The sequence below is a fragment of the Acetobacter okinawensis genome, from assembly GCF_002153655.1.
GTDB lineage: Bacteria > Pseudomonadota > Alphaproteobacteria > Acetobacterales > Acetobacteraceae > Acetobacter > Acetobacter okinawensis_A.
The window spans coordinates 1-266 of record NZ_JOPJ01000128.1 but is presented as its reverse complement, the minus strand read 5'-3'; the positions used below and the strand labels follow the sequence as shown (position 1 = coordinate 266).

Below are 266 nucleotides of genomic sequence, written 5' to 3'. Positions count from 1 at the left end.
TCCACCACATTGAGCGCTGTTGTGCCCATGGCAACAAAGAAGTCACCAATGCTTTGAGTGGTTTTGCGAATGACCTCTCCAGTTTCTCCCAGGTCATCCCCCAGATGCTTCCATGCCTGCTGGAAAGGCGTCAGCCCCTGATCGGCTGCTCCTTTGATGTTCTGCTCCAGCCTGTCCAGGACGGAGCGCAGGGCACCTGCCTCATTCCCGGCCTGCTGCATGTGCTGGACCATAAGAACGAACCCGGCATTGAACCCCGGCATACC

Annotated in this window: 1 protein-coding gene; it reads right to left on the bottom strand. The window is 57.5% G+C overall.

Annotated features, from left to right (window positions below; translation table 11 throughout):
• Positions 1-266, bottom strand: a 266-nt coding sequence (locus HK26_RS13695) for a hypothetical protein (RefSeq protein ID WP_180539597.1), incomplete at both ends; no start/stop codon positions are given.